At 58.1% G+C, this 18,392-nt stretch carries 21 protein-coding genes; 5 read left to right on the plus strand and 16 right to left on the minus strand.

The window, feature by feature from the left end; all coding sequences use genetic code 11:
• Positions 1–16 precede the first annotated feature (16 nt).
• The 3 genes from DVU_RS06955 to DVU_RS06965 are packed head-to-tail and all read left to right on the plus strand — an operon-like array spanning position 17 to position 2,329.
• The gene (locus tag DVU_RS06955; protein WP_010938771.1) at positions 17–913 is read left to right on the plus strand and encodes a hypothetical protein; all 897 of its coding nucleotides are present in this window, start codon (positions 17–19) and stop codon (positions 911–913) included.
• An 8-nt stretch (positions 914–921) separates the two neighbouring features.
• Positions 922–1,929, plus strand: a complete 1,008-nt coding sequence (locus DVU_RS06960; protein ID WP_010938772.1) for a DUF1848 domain-containing protein — start codon at positions 922–924, stop codon at positions 1,927–1,929.
• A gap of 40 nt (positions 1,930–1,969) precedes the next feature.
• Positions 1,970–2,329, plus strand: a complete 360-nt coding sequence (locus DVU_RS06965) for a zinc ribbon domain-containing protein (RefSeq protein ID WP_010938773.1) — start codon at positions 1,970–1,972, stop codon at positions 2,327–2,329.
• 58 nt (positions 2,330–2,387) lie between these two features.
• Here DVU_RS06965 and DVU_RS06970 read toward each other — a convergent pair whose 3' ends face one another.
• From DVU_RS06970 to DVU_RS07010, 7 genes are all read right to left on the minus strand, one after another.
• On the minus strand, positions 2,388–2,888 hold the full coding sequence (locus DVU_RS06970; protein ID WP_014524437.1) for a thermonuclease family protein: 501 nt from the start codon (positions 2,886–2,888) through the stop codon (positions 2,388–2,390).
• Between the two features lie 632 nt (positions 2,889–3,520).
• Positions 3,521–4,030, minus strand: a complete 510-nt coding sequence (locus tag DVU_RS06975) for a tail assembly protein (RefSeq protein WP_010938776.1) — start codon at positions 4,028–4,030, stop codon at positions 3,521–3,523.
• Positions 4,023–4,361: a hypothetical protein gene (locus DVU_RS06980; RefSeq protein WP_010938777.1), complete on the minus strand. Its 339-nt coding sequence runs from the start codon at positions 4,359–4,361 to the stop codon at positions 4,023–4,025. Before DVU_RS06980 ends, DVU_RS06975 begins: the two co-directional genes overlap by 8 nt.
• Positions 4,362–4,363: 2 nt before the next feature.
• A complete protein-coding gene (locus DVU_RS16790) occupies positions 4,364–4,723 on the minus strand; it encodes a hypothetical protein (RefSeq protein ID WP_223295088.1) in 360 nt (119 codons plus the stop codon).
• Between the two features lie 272 nt (positions 4,724–4,995).
• Positions 4,996–7,743 carry a host specificity factor TipJ family phage tail protein gene (locus DVU_RS06990; protein WP_164928127.1) on the minus strand — a complete coding sequence of 916 codons (2,748 nt, stop codon included), beginning with the start codon at positions 7,741–7,743 and terminating at the stop codon, positions 4,996–4,998.
• A 404-nt stretch (positions 7,744–8,147) separates the two neighbouring features.
• Positions 8,148–9,053 carry a tail protein gene (locus tag DVU_RS07000; RefSeq protein WP_010938781.1) on the minus strand — a complete coding sequence of 302 codons (906 nt, stop codon included), beginning with the start codon at positions 9,051–9,053 and terminating at the stop codon, positions 8,148–8,150.
• A 356-nt stretch (positions 9,054–9,409) separates the two neighbouring features.
• Entirely contained in the window at positions 9,410–12,208 is a 2,799-nt protein-coding gene (locus DVU_RS07010) for a phage tail tape measure C-terminal domain-containing protein (protein ID WP_010938783.1), read from the minus strand.
• A gap of 172 nt (positions 12,209–12,380) precedes the next feature.
• Here DVU_RS07010 and DVU_RS07015 point away from each other — a divergent pair, with 172 nt between their 5' ends.
• Both DVU_RS07015 and DVU_RS07020 read left to right on the plus strand, forming a co-directional pair.
• The gene (locus tag DVU_RS07015; RefSeq protein ID WP_010938784.1) at positions 12,381–12,563 is read left to right on the plus strand and encodes a type II toxin-antitoxin system HicA family toxin; all 183 of its coding nucleotides are present in this window, start codon (positions 12,381–12,383) and stop codon (positions 12,561–12,563) included.
• 48 nt (positions 12,564–12,611) lie between these two features.
• Positions 12,612–13,016: a type II toxin-antitoxin system HicB family antitoxin gene (locus DVU_RS07020; protein ID WP_010940652.1), complete on the plus strand. Its 405-nt coding sequence runs from the start codon at positions 12,612–12,614 to the stop codon at positions 13,014–13,016.
• 75 nt (positions 13,017–13,091) lie between these two features.
• Here the strand turns inward: DVU_RS07020 and DVU_RS16795 are convergent, their stop codons facing one another.
• The 9 genes from DVU_RS16795 to DVU_RS07060 form a co-directional block, all read right to left on the minus strand.
• Positions 13,092–13,274, minus strand: a complete 183-nt coding sequence (locus tag DVU_RS16795) for a hypothetical protein (RefSeq protein ID WP_014524434.1) — start codon at positions 13,272–13,274, stop codon at positions 13,092–13,094.
• A 161-nt stretch (positions 13,275–13,435) separates the two neighbouring features.
• Positions 13,436–13,819 carry a hypothetical protein gene (locus tag DVU_RS07025; protein WP_010938785.1) on the minus strand — a complete coding sequence of 128 codons (384 nt, stop codon included), beginning with the start codon at positions 13,817–13,819 and terminating at the stop codon, positions 13,436–13,438.
• Between the two features lie 8 nt (positions 13,820–13,827).
• Entirely contained in the window at positions 13,828–14,991 is a 1,164-nt protein-coding gene (locus DVU_RS07030) for a phage tail tube protein (protein WP_010938786.1), read from the minus strand.
• Positions 14,992–15,002: 11 nt separating this feature from the next.
• Positions 15,003–15,389 (minus strand): tail completion protein gp17, encoded by a 387-nt coding sequence (gene gp17, locus DVU_RS07035; RefSeq protein ID WP_014524433.1) that lies wholly within the window; start codon positions 15,387–15,389, stop codon positions 15,003–15,005.
• Positions 15,390–15,391: 2 nt separating this feature from the next.
• Positions 15,392–15,889 carry an HK97 gp10 family phage protein gene (locus DVU_RS07040; RefSeq protein ID WP_010938788.1) on the minus strand — a complete coding sequence of 166 codons (498 nt, stop codon included), beginning with the start codon at positions 15,887–15,889 and terminating at the stop codon, positions 15,392–15,394.
• Entirely contained in the window at positions 15,882–16,208 is a 327-nt protein-coding gene (locus DVU_RS07045) for a phage head closure protein (RefSeq protein WP_010938789.1), read from the minus strand. Before DVU_RS07045 ends, DVU_RS07040 begins: the two co-directional genes overlap by 8 nt.
• Positions 16,208–16,765 (minus strand): head-tail connector protein, encoded by a 558-nt coding sequence (locus DVU_RS07050; protein ID WP_010938790.1) that lies wholly within the window; start codon positions 16,763–16,765, stop codon positions 16,208–16,210. Before DVU_RS07050 ends, DVU_RS07045 begins: the two co-directional genes overlap by 1 nt.
• Before the next feature lie 3 nt (positions 16,766–16,768).
• Entirely contained in the window at positions 16,769–17,038 is a 270-nt protein-coding gene (locus DVU_RS07055; RefSeq protein ID WP_010938791.1) for a hypothetical protein, read from the minus strand.
• A 45-nt stretch (positions 17,039–17,083) separates the two neighbouring features.
• Positions 17,084–18,280 carry a phage major capsid protein gene (locus DVU_RS07060; RefSeq protein ID WP_010938792.1) on the minus strand — a complete coding sequence of 399 codons (1,197 nt, stop codon included), beginning with the start codon at positions 18,278–18,280 and terminating at the stop codon, positions 17,084–17,086.
• Positions 18,281–18,392 lie beyond the last annotated feature (112 nt).

An 18,392-nucleotide genomic window follows, 5' to 3' on the forward strand; every position in this document is an offset into this window, starting at 1 on the left:
CTGGAGGCGTGAGGCTATGAAGAGAAGAACGGCTGAACTGATAAGGATACTGCAAGGTAGAAAAATGCTTACCCATATGAATATAATGATAGGCAATGCTCGTCACTGTTTAGTTAACTGGATTAGCCAGAATAGCTCTCTGTGCGCTCTTCGGGATTTAAATTTTGAAGTTAGCTTTCCTTACTGTGTACAGTATGCGCAGGCTCTGTATATATTGAGGTATTATCCAGCATATTTTGCTGAGAACTATATGCTTTACACAACATTGAGTGAGATGGGGTGCCGTCGGCCTGATATCGCGTCGATTGGCTGCGGAAGCATGGTTGATGGCGCAGCTGCAAGCTATGTTTTTGATTCATTTACGTATCATGGGTATGATTTGAATGACTGGAGCTTTAAGGGATTAACTCCTAATGGTGGTTCTGTCATCTTCCACAATGGAGATGTGTTTAGCGAGACGTCATGGGATGTTGAGCGTGATGTCTTTTGTTTTTCAAGGTCGCTGCGTGATATTGGAGATAATATTGATGGATTGAGGTGTGCCGTTGAGTCAACTGATTTTAAATATGATAATATTTATATATGTGCGACTTACAATAGCGCACCGGATGAGATAAGAAGGTCTCACAGGGGCATGTTAAGGCGTTTTGCTTCATTTTTTGAAGACTACGATATTATAAATGAGGACTATTGGGATTCAGGTAGATTGTCTAAAAGAGGAAGAGCGATAAGGAGTCATCTTGATTGGTGGGTTCACAGCGAGTCTAGCTTTTGTTCTTCACTTCTTTCTAGGTGTAGAGATATGTTGTCGGATGGGTGCGCTACTTCTGATTGCGAAACGAACTTACAGAAAAAACCTATTTTAAATGTCACAGAGCTTGGATTTGAGGTGTTACATCTTTTACGCAGATGAGGACGTTCATGACCTTCAAGAATGACGTCGATGGGTGTTCATATCCTGGCATATTGTCTGCGAGTAGGTCTACGGATATACCAGCATTCTATGCAGAATGGTTCTCGAGAAGGCTACGAGATGGGTATGTTGTTTGGAAAAGTCCTTTTAACCAAAAGTGTTACTCTGTTTGTTTTGAAAAAGCAGGTGGCATTGTCTTTTGGACCAAGAACCCTAAGCCTCTAATGCCTTTTTTGGACGAGGTTTCAGAGCTTGGCTATGACTATTACTTTCAGTTTACGGTCAATGACTATGAGAGTGAAGGTTTTGAGCCGAATGTACCTCCCCTTGATGAGCGGATAGAGACGTTTCGCAGCTTGTCGCAAAAACTGGGCAAGGAGCGAGTCATCTGGCGCTTCGATCCCATTTGCTTGACCCGTGAGCTTGACGTCGAAGGTATCATGGCTCGGCTACGTTCTATCGGGGAGTGCTTGAAGGGGTATACTGAACAGCTTGTCATCAGTTTTGTGGACGTCCATGCGTACACGAAGGTGCAACGTAACATCAAAACAGCAGACGGCTTTTGCCTTCGAGAGCCTAGCATGGAAGAGCAGGATGAATTGGCAAGGCGCATTTCGTCCTACGCAAAAGAGATTGGCGTATCGCCTTCAGCGTGCGGCGAACGTAGGTCTTTTGCACATTTTGGCATTCTTCCTAACAAGTGCATAGATGGCGAGTTGTTCAAGAGAATATGCCGGAAAGGCAACATAAAACTTCAAAAGCATCTGGGAACGTACATCGATCAATACTCGCTCCTGTCTCCGCAAAAGAAAGACGTTACCCTGTGCAAGGACAAGGGGCAGCGTAAAGAATGTGGATGCGTCGAGAGCAAAGATATAGGAATGTACAATACGTGCAACCATATGTGCGTGTACTGCTATGCGAATACATCGCAGCGTGTGGTCGAAAAGAACCGGGTACTGCATGATGTCAATGGAGAATCGCTCATCCCTACGTCGAGAACGGTGGAGGAGTAGCTTCGTGCCATGATATTTCGGCGTGATGGAAGTTGTTTTGATGAGCCTTGAGATTCTGCTCCTCATTGGCATTGTGGCCGGGGCCATCGGCTATCGTGTGGCCAACGGCAAGGGCCGGGATGGGCTTGTCTGGGGCATGCTGTGCTTCTTCATCCCCATTCTGGTGCTGCTGCTTCTGATTCTCGGCCCCGGCAGCGGTGTACCTCCGGGCTACCGCCGTTGTCCGCATTGCGCCGAACCCATCCACAAGGCCGCCAACGTGTGCCGCCACTGCCGAGGCGAGGTCACACCGGTGCAGCAGAGCACAGGCCATGCAACGCGCCCCTGCCCGCACTGCGGCGCAGACATGGACAACGACGCGCGCGTTTGTACATCGTGTGGCAAGAGCGTGTCGTTCTAGCTGGTATCGCACCTGTCAGACCAGACACACAAAAGCCCCCGCATCGGGGGCTTTTGCATTACTCGGCATCTGCGTGGGCGGCTCGTTGTTCGCGTCGCCAGTCCCACGGGGGTTGCGGCATCCCTGCGGCCCATAGGCCGCGTTGCGCGAGAGCTGCACGTATGGTCACCACTACCCACTCCACGCAAGGGAAGATGGCTTGGCAGTACTGCGGGTACACCCACGCCTGACCCGCGTCGAGCATGGCTGCGTTGACATCGACGTCTCCGTGCTGCACCCGCCCCACCACGCGACCGTATCGGTCGGTGTCCATCGTCCGCACGTCGATCGTCCCCCCATCCGCGAGCATCTCGCGCAGGTAGTCGCGGGCCTCTGGCCCGCCGGGCTGTGCAAGCTCCGGGGCGTCCACACCATAGAGCCGTACCTTGACGACGTCACCGCTCGTGCGGCGGACGGTGAGCGTGTCACCATCGTGCACACGAAGTACGACGCCGGGCCACGCATAGACCAGCGAGGGACAGGTGAGCAGGGCGCAGAGGAGGGCGGCGCGAATGAGCATACGCTTCCTATACAGCAGCATGTGGGGCGTGACCATATCCGTGGCAGCGAAGGTCAGACGTTCATCAGGTTGAGCATGCTTTGCTGCGGTGGGAGATCTTATGAGGTGTCGGAAGCGCTCATGAACTGGAGGGTGCTTTTTCCTCGTAGTTGCAATTAGCTGTTTTTCATCCATTTTTTTATGAGCGTAAATTTTTTTAAGAAAAAATACAGTCAATAAAAACAGGTTGTTAAAAAAACGAAGTGTCGATTTTGAATGGCTTTTCGCAGAATCTATGGACCGTGTGCAAGGGTTGTGGGGGGGGCGCACGACTGTTAAATGCTATTTGTCTCGGCATCATGTAGCGCAGTCCCCCAAAAGGAGGGTGCATGACTAAAGCAGACATTCTCGTGTTTGTGAACGTCGCGCACGCAGTCATCGTCTGGGCTTTGAGTAGAGCCTAGCAAAAAAGCCGACGGCCTCCCCGCGAAAGCGAGAAGGCCGCCAAGTCTGAAGCGGGTCGATGCCGTACAGTAGCTACAGACCCGGAAAGGACACAGAGCTGGTACCTCTGTGTCCTTTCCCTTTATGGCACTGCACCTATTGAGGCAACAGATTTTCGGCATTATTTGCCGTTTTTTCGAGGCAAAACCCTACACCGGATAGCTCACTTCCACGACCTCCAGCGCTTCGAAGGTGGATGAGGATTCAACCATCGCTTTAAGTTCTGCCCGGCGCATAGCCAGCTTCTGCCGGGCATACTCAAGCCCGGTGAGATCGGTAGCAGCGAGCAACGCCGCTTCCACGGCCACCGTGGTGGGGGTGGGGTCGGAGAGGGCGATTACTCCAGCAAGGGCCGCATCGTGTCCGGCCCGGATGGCAGCCAGCTTCGTGGCCTTGGCCTGTTCCAGCGTCAGGGGCGGGGGCGGCGCATCGGCAGCGGCACGGGCCGACTCCCACGCGGCGAGGGCTGGCACAACCAGCACGTCATACTCGGTCTGTGTCACCGGGGTGTTCGGCGTGCCGTCGTTATGTTCCACCCACCCGGTGCGCCCATCCCACTGGATGGCATGCACGTGCCCCGGCAGGGTGAGGCTCACGTTGAGGCCCCGCCCGTCCACGATGACGAGGCTGTCGGCGGGAACGATGGTCACTCTAGGCATGGGGCACCTCCTGGAGGGCGATGGTGCGAGAATGTGCGGTCGCGCCCGCTGCGTTGTCTGCGCCGAGGGCGGCAAGGGTGATGGCCTGCGACGCCTCTGCCGCACGCACCATCTCGTTGCGCAGCGATTCGGTAGCCGCCGCGCCCTGCCGCACCTGCTGTGCGTTCTCGATGAGCAGCACGGGCAGCCACGCCAGCGAGCATCCCCACTCGTCGATGTCCGCCCCGGTCTGCGGGTGCGTGCCGCGCAACTGCGTGAACAGGGCGCAGTCCAGTTGTCTGCATTCGACAAATCCCGCGAGCGGGCACAGGTTCTTGCGTTGCATCTGCATGGCTAATCCTTTCTGGCGATGATGACGTCGACGTAGGCGAGGCGCAGGTCGAGGCCGTGTGAGTGTGAACCGTTGCCGCCAACGTAGTCCGTATACCGCGTGGCGTTACGTACGAACTTGGAACTAGAGGCAGGAGGCACGTCAGAGCTACCGCTCCAGTAGAAACCAACGCCAACGGCCTCGGCTGTTCCCCCGAAGTTAGAGTACCCCGCCAGAATACCCAACCTGTGACTTGGCATCTGCGAGGTTACCAGCGTCGTCGAGTCGACCATCGTACGGCTAAAAATAGAAGAGAATCCCGTGACGCCGCCGCTCCCCACCGCCCCGGACACCACCCGCAACGCCCTGTCATTTAACGTCACGTCCTTCGTCCACCCTGTAGGGGCCGTCGACTGCTGAAAGAGCATCCGCGTCCCGGAAGGGAAAGATGCCCCACCGCCAGCCTGTTTCCATGTGACAGGGCTGGCGCTGATCAACATCCAAAGGGTGTTGTCGTCGAGTTGCCGGGCCAATTTCCCTATGCCACTGGCATCGACGCCAATGCCCGCTTCGCGCGCAGATTGATTTGCGTACTCCCATGCGTACGGCACGTGCATGTTGTCTGCGCCAGTTAAAGCACCGTGTAGTGTAGACATCAAAATACTCCCATGAGTTGCGTGGGTTCTCCGCCCACAGTCACATATACGGGAACCTCAAGCCCTCCATCCATTGCTGTGATGGGGCGGATGGATCCAGAAGGTGTGTTGAGAGCAAAGTCCACATCGACAGTCTGTCCGTCGGCGGGGTGGCCTGTAGCTGTCACTGCGATACGGTAGGCAAAGCCGACCTCAAGGTTGCGCACGATGAATGACGGATCCGCTGTCGTTCCAGCGAGCCACCAAGCATTGCCTCCACTGCCAAGCTTGCGCACGAAGATGGACCAACGCATGGCATCACCACGCCACGCGAGTGACACAAGGCGTTTGGCCACAAGGTCCTCTGTGACCTGCATGAGGGTTGCCACCAGAGCTGTGACGCTCGGCAGCGTGGCGCTGGATGGGATGCTCGGCGGCTGGCCTTCGTCGGCGTATACGGCCTCGTCGTACTCCAGTGCCTCGATCTGCACCCGCATGTCTTGCGTGCGTGCGATGGAGAGCACGCGATACCATCGGGCGTTGCGTCCAAGCTCTCCCACTGTCACCGTGGCTGTTTCGGACGGGGCGAATTGAAGGGGGGCAGCAAGGTGCAAGGTGCTCGTGGAGGTGTGTTGCGAGACAGGAGCGAGGGTAACCGACTCGTGGAGCTCGTTGCCTGTGTCCGCGCATTGCCGGTCTACATGCCGAACAAGTACTTGATAGGTAGTTCCGGGTTCGAGGGTCACAGGCCTGTTGAGGGTGATTTCCGTGGGTGTGGCCGTGAGTACGCGTGCGGACTGTGTACGGTGCAGTAGATCATGTGCGATCTGGATGATGCGCCCGGGAGCGACGTGCGAGCCTAAGGCGTCGACATTGCATCGCAGGCTGATTGTGCGGGCCAGATACCGGTTGCATCTATCCATGTAGCGAGCCCAGCGGTATGCCTGTGCTTCCGTCGTGCAGGGATAGAGGGTTTCCTGCCGGATTCTCGGGGTACGGCCTGCAATGATCCCGTATTTTTCACCGGGGACGAAAAGCGTTTCCGGCCCGCGTTCGGGGTGGAACCATGTCACTTCCCAAGCATCGGCCCGGTCTGTCAGGGCTGCATACCCTACACCGCATGTGCCGTTGAGGATGTTGGCTGGCGTGACCAACAGTCCTTGATCGGGGAATTGTTCAGGTCTGTCGCTGATACACCCAATGCTGGTGCCACGAGGGAGGATGCGGAACCTTCCGAATCGACCGAGATAGGACGCCGCTGTTTCAAAGTTCATATCGGTGTCAAAGTACATCGCGCCTGTGATGCCTTTCTCGTCACACCACGCGGCTGCATCCGCAAAGTCTTGGAGCGCGACTTGCGACACTGGCCAAGCGACCCCGTAGCGGCGGTTTAGCAACAGGTCGAGTGCCATCCATGCGGGGTTGCTAGCAGGCCGGGAGACAGTTCCACCGTTACCGTCCGGCAGGGGCAGGGTAGAGCGCTCTGCTGTGCAAGTGACGGTGAAGGCGCTGCCGTTCAGCTGGTCGGTAGCCAGTGCCCGAACCGCGAAAAGAGCCATGTTGGGAAGCCGGAAATCATCAGGCACGATCTCGTGGCAGTATTCCCACCATGTATCGCTCATATGCCTCGTGTCGCTGGCGGGTGGAGTGTTGAAGCGGACTCGTACCTCGTAGTGGCCAGTTGGAACGGCATAACGCCAATAGCGACGGACTGCAGCGCGCTGGGATGCGGTGATGGTCTGCGTATCCAAGTGGGTCCAAGCCGTGGCTCCAATGACCCGGCATTCTATGTCGATGGTCACAGAGAGAGAATCAAGCCCGCCCTTGTCGTTGGCGTACCACAGCCCCTGCAAGCAGGATATGCCGATACCGATGCTCTGTGTGTTGTTCCCTGAGAGAGTGACAGTGTGCCAATTGGTGCTGATCTTCACTCCGACAGCCTGTTCACTCACAGCATCATTGAACGCAGGGATGACGCTCTGATCGGGCGTTCCCTGTCGGGTTTCGACGACGACTTCGGTGTAGTTGCCGATGGGGTTGCCATTGATTTTCACGTCGGAGATAGCATCAACAGGCCCCTCTCCTATGATGAAGAGCATGTTCAAGTACTGCTTATCACCGTCCGTGCTGATGAATTGCCCCGCCTTGAATGGGGCAAAGTTCTCCTTTCTACCGTACAGGATGGGGACAGGGCGTCCATTTTCGATGGGGTTGGTCGGTGCCCACCCATAGTTGGGTGACTCCTGCAGGGGGTCAGCTCCGATAGCGCGTCCGGATCCCACCCGGCCCGGAGGAAGTACGGCATTGATCGCGACGGCTCCCCCGACAGCCACGAGACCTCCTGCTATGGCGCCAGCCGTTCCCATCGCACCGGCCATGCCGATGGCCGCTTCGGCGGAGATGAGACCTGCGCTCATCATGCCCGACATGGCCCCTGATACGAGCCAGCCTCCTATGGCCGGGGCTGTGACCAGCAATGCAACCATGGCCACCGTCGCCAGTGGGTTTTTCCCTCCGCCTCCTCCCAAGGGGATGACGGTAGCAAGCACCGCATCACCGGGTTGCAGATCGTATATCTCCGCTTCGAAGAGCGTCAGCTTGCGGCCATTGATGGCAAACTGGATGTCGAAGGCCTCTGGGAGCTCGAATTCAGACGGGATGACTTCGGCAATGCGTAGTCCGGGGCGCCAAGCATGGTAGGCGCTATGCACATCAAGCGGATCGAGCCAGTTGAACGCTGTGGTTACAAGAACGCTAGCCGACTGCATCATAGCTCCAATACCCTGCCACGCGAGACGCATACGGTGCTTCGGTCACGGTTGAGGTGTGGACGCCAGCTTCATTGAGAATGTGAACGAAGCGCCCTCTGCCGATGTACGTCGCAAAATGGTTAACAGCGCGGACGGCTCGTGCATCATGGCGTAGCGCGACAATGCACGGGATGACCGGGCTACCAAGGTGGACCCATATTCTCCGTTCGCGTTGGGCCCTGAATTCACGCGCGATGGCAAGTAGCTGCTCAGGGTCATGATGGAAGTCCGGCAGCTCGACCCCGAATAAGCGGTGGGTTGCCATTACGAGTCCCCAACAGTCGAAGCGAGGCGTCCCTGTTGCGGGATCCAGTTCTCCACGCCCTCCCTTCGCGTAACGTGCAGTGTAGAGTTCGGTCAGGCTAAAGCACATAGTGTGCTCCTTTGCCGCAGAAGGGCACTCCGCCGAATAATTCGTTCCGGCCCGGATCGAGTGAGGCGGCGATTTCCCGGCATCGCGTCAGGGTGTGGTCGCATGTCCGCACGTGTGGGCAATCCTCCACTTGTCGCCACGTGCAGTAGTCGCGCAGGATCCGGCGTCCTATCACTGCTCCCCACACGTCGGGCCCTCCCACCTCGATGGAAATCCAATCCATAGGCGGGGCGCATGATATCGATGCGTCCTGGAAGACGTACTCTGCGGTCGGGGCTGCTTCTGCTAAGAGATTCGTATTGACGATGATGAGACGGCATCCCACCGGTTCTCGACCATTGGCTTTGCGCCAGTCTTCAAGTTGTTCCATCCAGCGGAGAGCGATGCCGTTTGCGTTGGAGACCCGTAGCTGCAGGGTTGCACGGCGGGCTCCTTCCCCCTCACGGTATTGTCCCAAGTCGAAGTTGAAGGCCTGCCAGATGTGTGAGCCGGGGCCTGATATGATTCCCCGCACTTCCCCTTCGAACAGCTCTCCCGCGATAAGCCGGTAGGTGGCCGCTGGTTGGGCGTCAATCTGCACCGCGTCGGGCTTGGTGAAGCTGGCCACGGTCTCCCACGTTGTGCCAGCTTGTCGTTGTAGTTCGATGGTGCCAGCGTCGATACCCGCATCGAGTGATACGGTCACCGCGCCGTACTCCCTCAATGTGTAGGCGATCGTGTCGGCAGGGGCGGAGAGGGTGCCTGTGGTGGCATCGATGTTCGGCCACGCCCACGAACGTGGATCACGTGCCAGCCGGATCGTTGTTCCATCCGGCAAAGCCAGTTCCGCCAGAACGATGTACGGATGCTCGCTGTGCGTGCGGTTCCGTTCGATGATTTCAGAGAGGCTGGGCATGGTCTAAGCCTCTCTGACGATTTGTAGCTGTAGGTCTACGGCATACGTGCCGGGCTGTGAGCCCGACTGAGACCAGCGGGGAGAGTTCGGCTTGAGGCGTACGACATACGCCTTGGCTGTCGTGGGGTGCAGCCACAGAAAGCGCACAGCACGGTGCGACGCGCAGAAGGAGCGCAGGCTCTCGAATTGTGCAATACGGAGGCGAGGCCATTTAAGCGTCATCACCCCTTCACGAGGCGTACTGAATACGGGGCGCGCAGCGTCATCGCCGGATTCGAACTCTGATTCAATGTACGGGTCGTTTACACATCGATCGATGCTTGTCGGGGCCGCGATGGTCGGAAAGGTATCCATGGCTACCCCCCTGTGGCCACCGCATCGCGGAAGCCCATATAGTTGTTCCGGAGACTGTCGATCACGATGGTCATTACTTCGCGTCTTCGAGTGTCGTTGAAGTCGATGTGGGTGGACGTAATCTGCATGGGCGTGCCGCTTTCGTTGACAATGCGCACCTCCATGTCACGGGGACCAGAGGCCTCCACAGGAGCTAGGCGCTTCATCTGTTCAGGGGTGAAGACCCCTTCGCCTCGTTTGAGGATTGCGGGGATCTCGTCGCTGGCGATACCACCACCATGATAACGCGGAGCATGGGTGTAGAGTCCAGAAGGCACGGCACGGGCAAAGGTGGCTTCCGCTCCGGCAATACCCCCGGTGTGGTTGCCGAATCCGAGGATCTTGCCGAAGTCAAAGCCGCCGAATGCGGATGCCAGAGGGCCGGTGATGCTCTGGCGGATCTGGGCTCGTGCCAGATCTGCGATTACCGAGTCGACGAAGCTGGAGAAGTCCATCTTGCCCTTGGTGACGAAGTTGACCAGGGCGTCCTCCATGGATCTGAATGCTCCGGAGACCGCAGCCTCCATGCTCTTGGCCACATTCTTGGCCTCATCCGCATAGTCTCGAAGGCCGCGCTTGATGCCGTCGGATCCAGCGCGTGATAGGCGTAAACGCTGCTCTTCGTACCACGCATCAAGCAGCTCTTTGTCCTGAACATGCTTGGAGTATGTCGCGAATTCCTGTTGCAGGACTCGTTGCTGCAGATCCGTGCGCCCTTTGAGTGTAGAGGCCGCTTTGCCGAGGAATTGAACATTGATTTCTTCAATGCGCTGTTGGCTTTTGAGCTCAAGCAATTCTCTGGCCTTCGCTTCTTCCTCCATGCGCTGCTGCGGGCTGGCCGCTCGCCACTCGTCGCTCTGCTTCCATTTCTCGATTGAGGAGAGCCCCCTTAGCCGCTCCATTTCAACGGCATCCAGTCTGTTTCCGCCAATCGATTGCCGGTACACGGAGAGCTCTGCGGAGCGTTCGCGCGCTTGCTCCCCCCATCGTGTGATGGCTCCGTGGTATTGCTGCGGCGTCATGCCCAGCGAGAACGCCTTTTCAGCCTCTTGGCGCCATACCCGCATCTCCGGCGTCACGCTGCCAATGGTGCGTTGTAGTTTGGCGAAGCGCTGCTCAAATTGCTCTTGGGCTAAAGCAACGTCATCGCCGGATAGGCGGAGTACCTCTTCGTGCACCTCGCGCATGGCGTCTGACACTTTGTTTTGCTCCGAAGCATTGCTCCGCGTGATGCTTTTCAGCTTTTCGTTTCGCTCGGCTTCGACAGCCGCGATCTGCTGATTGTAAAGCGTGGCGTTGGCCAGATCTGCATCGCGTGCAGCGGAGAGTTTGCGGATGGCCTCTTCTGCTTCGTTATTGATCTTCTTTATCTTTTCAGCTTCAGACTCTTTCATGAACGCAGAATAGGCAGACCGGGCCGCACCAGTGATGCGCTCTATGCGGACACTATCTGACGTCTGGTCGGCGAAGGCGCCATCGCGTTGGCGCTGGCCAGCGTTTTTGCGCCACAGGTATTCATCTATCTGCGCTTGTGAGTAGCCATACTGCCCTTCGCCGATCAGCTCTTTGCCCTTGATGCCCAAGGCCTGCATTTCAGCGATGATGGAGCGGCGCTGGGCATTCGCTTCCATCGCGTCAGTAGCGTTCTTTAGGGCGCTTGATACGGCTTCGATGCCGCGCACTACGGCATCGGTATCCATGACACTGGCCTTGAAGCGTTCCCATTCCGTGGATAGGCGGTTGACTGCGGCCACGCTTTCAGACGCTGCGCCGGCGTATTCCGAGCGCAGGACGTTAGCCAGCTTGGGGAGCAGGTCGTCCGCGAGCACTTGTCCTTGTTCCAGCATCTTATCGAGCTCAGCCGTGGTGACGCCCATTGCCCGTGCCGCAAGGTTGAATGCCCCCGGCAAGCGTTCGCCGAGTTGGCCTCTAAGCTCCTCTGCCTGAACCTTCCCCTTCGACATCATCTGCGACAGCGCGATGAACACGCCGTTCATGTCGTCTTGCGAGAGCGCCAAAGCCGCTCCGGCTTGTGAGACAGCTTCAAAGATGCCTCTTGCATCGGCCTCCATACTTGTTCCCTTGGAGGCGGCGAAGAATGATTTGGCGGCAGCGGCAGTGGTTTGGAACTGCAGCCCGAGCCTGTTGCTTACTTCGTAGATGAACTGGAGCTGCTCTCGGGCGCCAGCGCTGCTGCCGGTGACGGTGGTATAGGCACGGTTCAGCCTGTCGGCCTGCATTGCGGCATCGAAGCAGGCCTTAGCTGCTGCACCGGCAGCAAGCCCGATAGCCGCCACGTAGGGTACGGCCGACATGGCCGCGCTCCCCAGCATTCGAGCACCACCTGTAACGTCGCCGCTCTTGATGCGGAATGACGCGAGCTCCATCGTGGACATGCCCGCGGCCTTACCAAGTGAAGAGAAGGCGCGCTCGGCTTCATTGATGGCCTTTTGTTCTAGAACTCGCTGCTGCAGTTGGCGGAGCCCGACCTCGGACAAGCCAGTGATCTTTGTCAGTGCTCCGAGTTCGGCTCCAAGCTTGGAGAAGTCGGTGCCCACTGCGGACGCTCGTCGCCCGACTTTCGAGAGATTATCCGTTAAGCCAGCAAGTGCGCTTTCAGCCTGCTTCGGTGAGATGGCACTATTCATGGCGTCAGCGATACCCGCAGCTTCCTGGCGGACAATCACTTTCGCGGCATTCAGATCTTGTTTGAGCTGTGAGTAGTCGCCGCTGATGACAACGGATACTCCGGGAATGCGCATCGTGCCTCCAACTGGAGGCAATCGCGTAGGGTGTGGGGGATAATGGGTGTGTCAGGCTCTGTTTGGGGCATCACCGTGTTCCAAGCGAAGTCCCTTCATGAACAAGCCGTCTGGGGAGGCGTTGTTGACCGTGTGTATTTCTGTGTGTATATTCTACGCGTAAGGAGGCTGAATGAAACGTTCAGACATCCTTAGGGCTCTTCAACGCGCAGGCCTCGTGCTTGACGAGGGTGGCAAACACACCAAGGTTTACACACCTGATGGAAGATTTGTCGCAACCGTTCCTCGCCACAAGGAAATCAAAGATTTTCTTGCCAAGAGGATTGCGGAACAGACTGGCGTGAAGTTGCTCTAGACCGCGGGAGGGGCTCGCCCCTCCCCATTAGCCCAGAGGAGAGATGGTATGCTGTGTTATTTTGCAGCCTTTACGCCGGTCAAAGAGGGCGGTTTTGCAGTCCACTTCCCAGATATTCCCGAGGCTCTTACCCAGGGCGAAACCTTCCAGGAGTGCCTTGAGAACGCTGAGGATGTACTGTCGGAGGCTATTTCCGAGTACGCTGCTGCTCGCAAGCCCTTACCGACGCCAAGTACCTTACAGGAGGCGAAGGCCTACGCGGAACGGAATGACGCTGGGGCAGGGGAGTCTTTTCTGCAGCTTGTCCAAGCTCCCGGAACGGATACGACTCCTGTGCGAATCAATGTCAGTATTCCAAAGTATGTGCTTGAGCGCATAGACCGCAAGGCAAAGGCGCTCGGCATGAACCGGTCGCGCTTTTTGTCCGAAGCTGCGTTGCGGTGCGCAGTCTGACACCACCCCACAGGGCCGGGATAACCTCCCGGCCCTCTTCGTTTCCACCCACACCCTATTCGATTGCCAATGATCTTACGGCTGGACACCGCTTTTCTTGTCGTTCCACTGCTCCATGAGCAGGGGAAACACTTCAGACTCAAGGCGTAGGCACCGGTCCATGTCGTCCCGAGTGCCGCCGTATGCATCAACGACCTGCGCCACGTCGGTAGCGCGCAGTTTTTGCGGTACCACCCCGCCCATACCGACCGACAGCATGGGCCGGTTGAACTCGTGGAGGGTGGCCCAGACCTTCCACGCACACCTATTCTCAAACGCCAGCTCCGGGCGCGGACACTCGGCACAGGGTGGGGCCCCGTCCCATGCCTCGGTGCAATCCTCACAGCTAGTGCCCGTGAGTTGCCACCGCGCCCAGTCGATCAGTTTTTTTCAAGAGCCTGTGCCGCGGCGTCGGTCTGCTCAATGAGCCTGTCCAGCAGGCCGTTGACTAAGCGCGCGAACACGAGGCTTTCACGCATGAGTGTGGCCTTGTTCTCTGCGTTACAGGGGATGGCCTTGCCGTGCTCGTCTTCGATGCCGTCCCAATCCATGATCGAGTAGTCCCAGATCAATTCGGACCGGCGAGCTTCGTCCACTTCGACATCAACGGAGCGAACACCGCGCTTCCACACTTCGCGCTTGTTGGTCGTAGCGCTGTATATTTCGTCGAGGGCCGCGCCGTTGCACAGGCGTATGGTGAGACGGGCGCCATCACCTATGTCGAAGGTCGTACCGGGGTTCAGATTGGAAAGGTTGAATTTCATGGAGCCTCCTATTTCCATGTCAGGGTGATGGAGTCTTCACCTTCGGTGCCGAGGGCTGTGTAGTCGATGGACACATCAAGAGTCGGGGCGTTGGCACTGACCTTGGGCACCTGCAGCTTGCAGCGAGGCATATCGATTTGGAGCTTCTTCCCTGCCGTGTCCCCGACGATCAGGGAGATTGCCTGTTCACTGCCAGCGATGCCGTCCATGAACTGCGCCATGTCATTCTGGCGGAAGTAGCTGGAGAGACTGCCGGTCACGCTTCGATTGTTCTCTGCGTAATCGGTGGGGTAGCCGTTTGTGGTGATTTCATCGTCCAGCATCTTCACCTTGTCGTCGTAGCTCAGCGAAAGCTCCTTGATGCTCTTGGTGATGCCGCCGATGGTGAGGCTGGTCTTACGTGATTCGAGTGGCGCCCCCACGGAGGTTCCTGCAGGGAGGTATCCTTCGATGATGTCGTCCTGCGTCCATCCTCCGGCCCCGACGCCCGTAGAGAGGGTCAGGGTGTTGGTGATCGTGTTCACTGCCGTTACGGTGTATCCATTCACGCCTTTGTCGGCTTTGGTGGCGTTCCAGATCACAGCACCCACGGTGTACTTCTTGGCATCGTAGACCTGCACAGAGGTTGCGTCGGCGGTTGCAGTCGTCTTGACTGCATCACGCCCGGCCCAGCCCATCTGCATGAAGCTCCCGCCCACTTCGAAAAGAACCGCTCCCTTGTTCTTGGCCGACAGCCGAAGAGTCTCCGCCACCGCCCCGAGTGCGAAGAACACCGTGTGCCCGCGCTTGGCAAAGAGCGAGAAGGACGGTTTGGACATCGCGGGGCTGTAGACCACTGCGGATCCTCCGCTGACAGCCTTGCTCCCAAGGAGCGACTCAAACAGTACGTCACCCATGGGGACACTGCCTGCGGTCCCATCAGGGCGGGCGTAAATGGGAATCGAGAACGTGCCAGCGAGCATGGCATCCTGGAACTGTGCCAGAACGTCGCGGCTGTTCTTGATCTCTTCCGAGTTGGTGAAGCTCGGGTTTTGGCTCAAATCGACGTATCCGGCAGGGATGATGAGCGGCGCGGCGGCGGCAGGGAAAGCCATTGCCCCGCGCATTGTCTCTTTGACCGCGAAAACGGTCTGCTGCCGTGCGGCGCCGATGATGTTGGTGGGAGCAGGCATGATGCATCCTCCTAAAGTTTGGCGATCCAAATTTCGTAGGTGATATGGTAGAGCCACAACCCGCCATCACGAACGCGGGTCGCGTGTGTTCTCTCCATGCCGAGGTTGTTAGGGGTCCCGACCCCCGGCAAGTCACAGTCGTCATAGAGGGCAATCAGAGCAGAGCGGATTCTTTCCGCTTCTTCTGCACTGGAACGGTTGCTCACGATGGAGAATTGGACCTCGCAGCGGTCGGCAAACGGTGTGGAGACGTCGCTGACGAGAGTCATGACGATGTAGGGCATCGCTGCGCGTTCGGGAGCCTCGGTGTCGTAGAGCCTGCCTTGTACGGATGCCCACAGGGGGGTGTGCGGCATCGCTGCGAACCGCGCGTAGATGGACTGCATCAGCGCTTGCATGGCTATCCTTCCCATCCGAAGGCGTCGGGCATGCCGAAATCGGCATGTGCCCCACCTCCCGCCGCGAAGCCTGCCATGCGGCGAGCCATGACCTTGGCAAGGGCCGGACGCAGGAACGGGCAAGCCGGCATGGCACGCACTTCCTTGGCGAAGATCAGCCCTCCATCGGAAGCCCAGACTCCATCGAGGAACATCCGCCCCTGTTTGGTGCTTTTGCGTGGGCCCTGCGTCCCAAACTCGACGAGATGCGCATGGGGTGCCGTAGCAGCTACGACAAGGACTCTTTCACCGTCGTCACCTCGCTCTCTCTTGATCTTGATGGACTTGCGCAGCGTTCCCGTTTTGTCGGCGAACGCGGACGATGCTCTGGCCTCGTTCCGTACTTCAGCGGCGATGGCCTCAAGCTGGGCTTCGGCGTATGCGCTGAATTCCCTCCAGTCGATGCTGGCCGGGAGGCTGATATCGACTTCTGCCCTGATGAACGAGTTGCGCCTACGCATCGATGGACCTCTCAACGCACATGAGGTGCAGGTCCTGCCTCCGTTCGTTGGGGCACAGCACTGCATCGATTTGAAAGATCCTTGTTCCGACCTGGATTCGCATGTCGGGCGTTATTCCTTCCCGGAATCGGATTCGCACGCGGTGTGAGACATCACTTTGGGCCTGCTTGGCGGCCATGTAGGCTTTGCCTGTTAACGGCTGCACCTCTGCCCAAAGGGTGTCCACGTCGACCCACGAATCGGAACCGCCTCCCATGCCGTCAGGGGTGCGAACCATCCTCTGCAAGGTAATCCTATGGCGAAGCGAACCGGCTCCCATCAGATGCCCCCAGGAATGATGAAAGGGTCGAGCAGGGCGTCTACGAATGTCCGAGGCATCTCGCCGATGACATGTCCCACGGCATAGGCTTCACGCTGTTCGTACATGGTTCCGATGCGCACGAGCATCCATTGCGTGATGGGGGCGGGGACTTCCGGCCAACCAGCCTTGACCGTCATGCAGACATTCCCCCGTGGGAAGTCGGAACCCGGCGTCACGGTTGCCAGCATCGGCCTCTCGTTCACGGAAACCCCTGAAGGGGTGAAGGTGTAACGCGAGGTGTCGACCCTGTTGCCCTCGACGCGTACCTCCGTGAGTTCAGTGCAGGGGGACAAGGGGAATGTGTACGGCCCGGTAATCCCGCCATCCACGACGACATCCCACAGTGATTCGCAGACAACACGGCCGATGAGGCCTTCGGCTTGCTGGCGTGCGGCGCTGATGAGTCCCATCAAAAGCGCGTCATCTTGCGAGCCATCGACACGGCAATGCGTTTTGACGTGCTCTAGTGTGACTGGCTCTGCTGTGGCTGGTCTGATGCAGCGGATGGAGATCATGGGCTAGGCCTCGGCCTTCTCTGGAGGCATCCCTATGCAAATGGGCTCAGGGATATCCTCCTCGAATACGTCCTTTTCGCGAGCTTCCGTGTCCGCAGCGCCATCACGCGCCAGTACCTCAATGATGTTGGCCGGGCCCACGAAGAACTGTCCTGACCGCACAGGATAGCCAAATTCGTGCAGGTCGATGAGAGCTCGGGCTTTGGTCAGTTCTTGTGAAGCCTCTGGGGCCTGCTGCTGTGCAGTGGAGGCGGGGTCGTTTTTCTTCGACATGGCGATCTCCTGTGGCAGGGGCGGGGTGAACCCGCCCCTTGGTGGTTAGGTGGCGGAGTTTTGGTAGAACTTGATGGCGTTGGTGTCCGTATTGACGCCGCCAGACCTGCAGAATGCGAGGAAGCCGATCTGCCCCTTTTTCATGAAGGCGGAGTCGGTGAATCGGTACATCTCCACCGACATGGCATCCCGGATGGTGTAGGCCTTGAGGTGGCCAAAGAGGATGGACTTGGCGTTGGCAGCCATGACCGCCATGTTCTGGTTGATGGCGTATCCGTAGCCGAGGATGGTGGCGGGAGCCGAGCCTGCCACATCAGGCATCCAGAGCGGGCGGCCATCCCCATCTTTCAGCTTCTTGACGGCCTTCAGGGTGAGGTCGTGGAACATCCAGCGAGCGCCCAAGGCCCGGTATGCCGGGTCAACACTGTGCTCAAGGTCCACGAGGTCATCGTAGGTCACCGTGGCAGCCTGTCCGGTGGCCCCGACCTTGCCGGCCGAGATGTCCTTCAAGATGCCAGAGGGCTGTCCCGTGCCGGTGCCGAGGGTGAACATGCGGTTCTGGATGCGTGCAACACGAGTGGCAATGCGGCTGCGGATGAACGCTTCGATGTCGACGCCGCTGTCTTGCAGGAGTTCGATGGGGACGGCGATGGTCTTCGACGAGAACTTGTACACGGGCAGGCCTACGGTGCCGAAGCTGGCATCCGCATCGCTTGCCGCTGCGTTCTGATCGACGATCTCGCCTTCTTCACTGGTGCCGTCGCTGGTCGGGTAGTTCAGCGGCGCTCCGGATGCCGTGGTGATGATGGTGGCCACGTCCCGCATGCCGCCGAAGGCCTTCAAGGCTTCAATGATCGAGGTGGCCGTTTCGCGCGGGACAGTGTACCCGCCCTCGGAATCGGTGGTGGTGCTCATGGTGTTGAGCACACGGAAGTCATCCTCGGAAAGGGCTCTGTCTCCGCCTCGAAGCCATTTGGCGTAAATCGCGGCAGCGGGATTGGCAGTGTCTTTGGCCTTGCGTGCCGCCGCATCAGTGACGTCGGAGATGATGCATGCATCGGCTGCCAGGGCGACGGCCTTTTCGTGGCGTGCGATGGCCTCATCCAAGTCGGTGATGTCGGCAGCGAGAGCATCCAGCTTGGTCTTGATATCGTCGGGCAGCTTGCCGGGGTTTTGGTCGAGGATGTTGCGGTACTCCCGCGCCTTAGCCGTGCGCTCTTCGCGCAGAGACTGGATGGACATAGCAAAACGCTCCTGTGCGTCGGAACGCCGGGCCATGTCGGGCGGGCGAGTGGGGTGAGTGGTGCGGGCGGGCCAGAGGCCGGACCGAAAAGGACTACTGGAGAAGCGACCT

This window comes from Nitratidesulfovibrio vulgaris str. Hildenborough, assembly GCF_000195755.1.
GTDB lineage: Bacteria > Desulfobacterota > Desulfovibrionia > Desulfovibrionales > Desulfovibrionaceae > Nitratidesulfovibrio > Nitratidesulfovibrio vulgaris.